6 protein-coding genes are annotated in these 3,604 nt (G+C 68.4%); 4 read left to right on the top strand and 2 right to left on the bottom strand.

From position 1 onward, the window contains the following. On the top strand, positions 1-645 hold a 645-nt coding region (locus tag CK240_RS17180; protein ID WP_205957904.1), incomplete at its 5' end, for a replication initiation protein. Positions 646-718: 73 nt separating this feature from the next. Continuing rightward, entirely contained in the window at positions 719-1,126 is a 408-nt protein-coding gene (locus CK240_RS18415) for a hypothetical protein (RefSeq protein ID WP_135058895.1), read from the top strand. A gap of 141 nt (positions 1,127-1,267) precedes the next feature. Here the strand turns inward: CK240_RS18415 and CK240_RS17175 are convergent, their stop codons facing one another. Further along, positions 1,268-1,624, bottom strand: coding sequence for an ArsR/SmtB family transcription factor (locus CK240_RS17175; protein ID WP_095641497.1), 357 nt, complete (start codon positions 1,622-1,624; stop codon positions 1,268-1,270). A 48-nt stretch (positions 1,625-1,672) separates the two neighbouring features. On the opposite strand from CK240_RS17175, the gene CK240_RS17170 reads away from it, so the two are divergent. Next, the gene (locus CK240_RS17170) at positions 1,673-2,539 is read left to right on the top strand and encodes a cation diffusion facilitator family transporter (protein WP_095641496.1); all 867 of its coding nucleotides are present in this window, start codon (positions 1,673-1,675) and stop codon (positions 2,537-2,539) included. After that, the gene (gene lspA, locus CK240_RS19630) at positions 2,536-3,309 is read left to right on the top strand and encodes a signal peptidase II (RefSeq protein WP_095641495.1); all 774 of its coding nucleotides are present in this window, start codon (positions 2,536-2,538) and stop codon (positions 3,307-3,309) included. The genes CK240_RS17170 and lspA overlap by 4 nt, the downstream gene beginning before the upstream one ends. Before the next feature lie 18 nt (positions 3,310-3,327). Here lspA and CK240_RS17160 read toward each other — a convergent pair whose 3' ends face one another. Further along, positions 3,328-3,603 (bottom strand): BrnA antitoxin family protein, encoded by a 276-nt coding sequence (locus CK240_RS17160; RefSeq protein WP_135058894.1) that lies wholly within the window; start codon positions 3,601-3,603, stop codon positions 3,328-3,330. Between the last annotated feature and the right edge of the window lies 1 nt (position 3,604).

Here is a 3,604-nt window from a genome sequence, read left to right as displayed (position 1 = left end):
GTCATCAGCTGGTATTTCTCACGGATGTTCACCCGTGCTGCCGCGGCCTCGAACCACTGGGCGATCCTTGATCGCCAGACGGTGTTTCACCTGGGCAGCAAGTACTCGCTGCTGCTGTTCCAGCACATCGCCAGTCTGGCCAAGCTGGATCAGGTTGCCATCAAGACCTTCACCGTGGCCGAGTTGCGGTCCGTTCTCGGGGTGGAGCCGGGCAAACTGGAACGGTTCTCGCATTTCAACAGCCGGGCGATCCAGCCCGCGATTGCCGAGATCAATCAGCTTTCCCGGCTGACCCTGACCGCCACCCCTCGCAAGGTCGGCCGCACCGTCGCCAGCATCGAGATTGCCTGGGCCGTGAAGGACGATCCATCCGAGGCCAAGCGCGAACTGTCTGCCTCGCAGATCGGCCGGAGGGCGCGCCGGGACGGCACGGCCGAGGGGGTTGCGGCCGAGTTCCCCGAAACCGGCGGCATCGCCTACAGCCCCCGCTGGCGCGACCTCAAGCGTGCGGCGGGCTGCAACATGGACGACAGCCTCATCGCTGCCAACTTCCGCCGCTTCCTCAAGGAACGCGGCATCGCCCGTAATGCCATCAACATCGAAAAGTTGTTCAGCGACTTCTGCGCTAAGGTCGGGAGGGTGTAAGAGCGAAGCAGGGGTTGCGCGAACGCACCGCAACCCGCCCCATGACGCGCTGCGCAACCCCATGAGGAACCCCGTGCAACTGTCTCTTTCTGCGGCCGCAAAAGAGGTGAATCGGTCAAAGTCCACCCTCAGTCGCGCCATTAAGGAGGGAAGGCTATCGGCCACTCGGTGCGAGGATGGTAGCTACCAGATCGACCCGGCGGAACTCTACCGGGTGTTCCCCGCACCTGTTCCGCAACCAACAACATCGAACGCGACGCAACCCGAGAGCGAACGGGACGGAACCCTGCGGATACAGCTTGAGATGGCCGAACGCGAGCGCGACCGCGAGCGGGAGGAGCGCAATCGGGAGCGCGAGCAGATGCAAGCCACCATCGACGACCTGCGCACCCGCTTGGACCGAGCCGAAAGCCGAATTGCCGGGCTGCTGCCTACGCCTCCTGTCCGTCAGGGCAGGTGGCGGCTGTGGGGAGGAGGGTGAGGCGTGCCGGACGCGGACTGCGTTGGCACGAGCTGGACAAGGACATCTCCGTGGCCAGCCTTTCGCGCGTGAATTCTGCACAGGGCAAGTCCCTGATCCGCCACAGCGCGCCAGGCCGTGCGTAAATCACGATTGGCGCGCCTATGGGCTGGCGCGATAGCTCTTGCACGCATCAACGCCCCGAGCCGGGCCGTCCAGTAGCTCAGTCGCCAAGGCCAGCAGCTCGTCGATGCGGAGGTCGGCCAGGCGGTAGTCCACGAAGCGCCCGCGCGCCTCGCCCGCGACCAGCCCGCACTCGCTCAGGCAGCGCAGATGGTTCGAGGCATTCGGCTGGCTCAGGCCGGTCGCGGCCACGATCTGGCCCACCGACAGCGGCCCCAGCCGCAGGGCCTCCAGGATCGCCAGGCGCGACGGGTCCGCGAGGCCCCGGAAGAGCTTCGCGCGCTCCGCCAAGGTCCCGGGCGTCACCCGTTCTTGCAGGTCGGTGTCGTTTGACATATCAGCCGCCAGTGATACTTCGCCGGTCACATCACGGGAACATAGGCCATGAGCGCGACAGATTCCATCAGCACCGCCGAGCCGATCCGCTACCGCGTCACCGGCATGGACTGCGCCTCCTGCGCAGCCAAGATCGAGAAGGCGGCGCGCGGCGTGGGCGTCAAGGACGTGAAGGTCTCGACCGCCACCCAGATCATGACCCTGCGGGCCCAGCCCGGGCGGCTGGCGGAGGTGGAGCGGGCCGTGACCGGGATCGGCTACCAGCTCGACCGCCTGGACGTCCCCAGGGCCGCTTCCGGGGCCGGTGACGACGACGAGCTGCCCAAGGACCTCTCCCACATCACCCCCGCCTACAAGCGGGCGCTCTGGATCGTGGTGGGCCTGAACTTGGGCTACGGCCTGGTCGAGATCGTGGGCGGCTTCCTCGCAGGCTCCCAGGCGCTCAAGGCCGACGCGCTCGACTTCCTAGGCGACGGACTCATCACCTTCCTGGGCCTCCTGGCCATCGGCTGGAGCCTGCTGTGGCGGGCCCGCTCCGCGCTCATCCAGGGCCTCTTCCTGGGGCTGCTCGGCCTGGGCGTCGTCGCTTCCACCATCTACCGCATGATCGTCCAGTTACCGCCCGAGGCCGAGCTGATGGGCCTGTTCGGGATCGTGGCCCTGGTCGTGAACGTCCTGGCCGCCGCCGTCTTGATCCCGCACCGGACGGGGGACGCCAACGTGCGGGCGGTCTGGCTGTTCTCCCGCAACGACGCCATCGGCAACGCTGCGGTCGTGGTCGCGGCGGGGCTTGTGGCCTGGACCGGCACGATCTGGCCCGACCTCGTGGTCGCGCTGGTGATCGCGGGCCTGTTCCTGCACTCCTCCTGGTCGATCATCCGGGACGCGCGGGCCGATCTGCGCGAGGCCCGGTGAACGGTCGCCTCATCGGCCTGGGTTGCGCGGCGGCGGTCTTCGCGCTCGACCAGAGCACCAAGGCGTTGGCTCTGGGCTCCACGGCCCTGGCGCAAGGCGTTGAGGTCTTGCCGGTGCTCAACCTCGTGCTTGTGCGCAACGAGGGCGTCAGCTTCGGGATGCTGGGCGGCGTGGCGCCCTGGTGGGCGCTGGCGGCCTTGGGCGTCACCATCGTGGCGGTCCTGCTGGCTTGGCTGTGGCGGGCGCACGGCCGGGTGCTGAGCCTGGCCCTCGGCCTGGTGATCGGCGGCGCGCTGTCCAACATCCTCGACCGGGCGCGGCACGGGGCGGTGACAGACTTCCTCGACTTCCATCTGGCCGCCTACCACTGGCCCGCCTTCAACCTGGCCGATGTGGCTGTCGTCACCGGAACCGCGCTGCTGTTGCTGACGGCCTGCGCGACGCAAAGCGCAAGGCCGCCACGGGACTGTAGGGCTCGGGCCCGCCACCGAGCGCTCTTCGAGTGCCGCAGGGGCCGGGCTCGCGCATGGCAGCGCGCGGCGAGGCAGGCGAGGACGAGGGCCGGCGCGGCCGCGCCGCCACAGGGCCGGGCCCCTGGACGTGATCCAACCGCGCAGGGTGGCCGGGGTGGGTGCCGGGCGAGCCTCCTGCCTCCTCGCATCGCGAGGACCGGGGTCGCTGTCGGCGGGGGGCGCTTGCCCCCGGGAGACCGCACGCAAACCGCAGGTTTGCATAAGTGCGCACTTCTCACTGTCGTTCGTTGGGCCTGAGGGCTTTCCGCCTTCTGGTTACAGCCCGGCCGCCTCACGCAAGGCACGGTTCATCCGGGTCTGCCAGCCTGGACCACTGGCCTTGAACCGGGCCACCACGTCCTGGTCCAGACGCAAGGATACGGCGACCTTCGGGTTGTCCGCTTTCGGACGCCCCCCGGCATTCTTGCGCATGGCCTCGGCCAACGCCGGAAACACCTCGGCGAACGGCCGTGCCTGGGCGAGCTGATCCTCGGTGGCTTCAGGCGCGTCGGGATCGCTGGCGATCATGCGCTGGATCTGGTCTTCGGTCAGG

The organism is Paracoccus salipaludis (assembly GCF_002287065.1).
Classification (GTDB): Bacteria; Pseudomonadota; Alphaproteobacteria; order Rhodobacterales; family Rhodobacteraceae; genus Paracoccus; species Paracoccus salipaludis.
The sequence above is the reverse complement of the archived record's forward strand: the minus strand, read 5'-3'. Positions and strand labels throughout refer to the sequence as shown.

What these genes read in the sequence shown, in the direction of transcription:
- CK240_RS17175 (WP_095641497.1), bottom strand. Translation starts at nt 1,624, where the DNA reads ATGTCAAACGACACCGACCTGCAAGAACGGGTGACGCCCGGGACCTTG.
- CK240_RS17170 (WP_095641496.1), top strand. Translation starts at nt 1,673, where the DNA reads ATGAGCGCGACAGATTCCATCAGCACCGCCGAGCCGATCCGCTACCGC.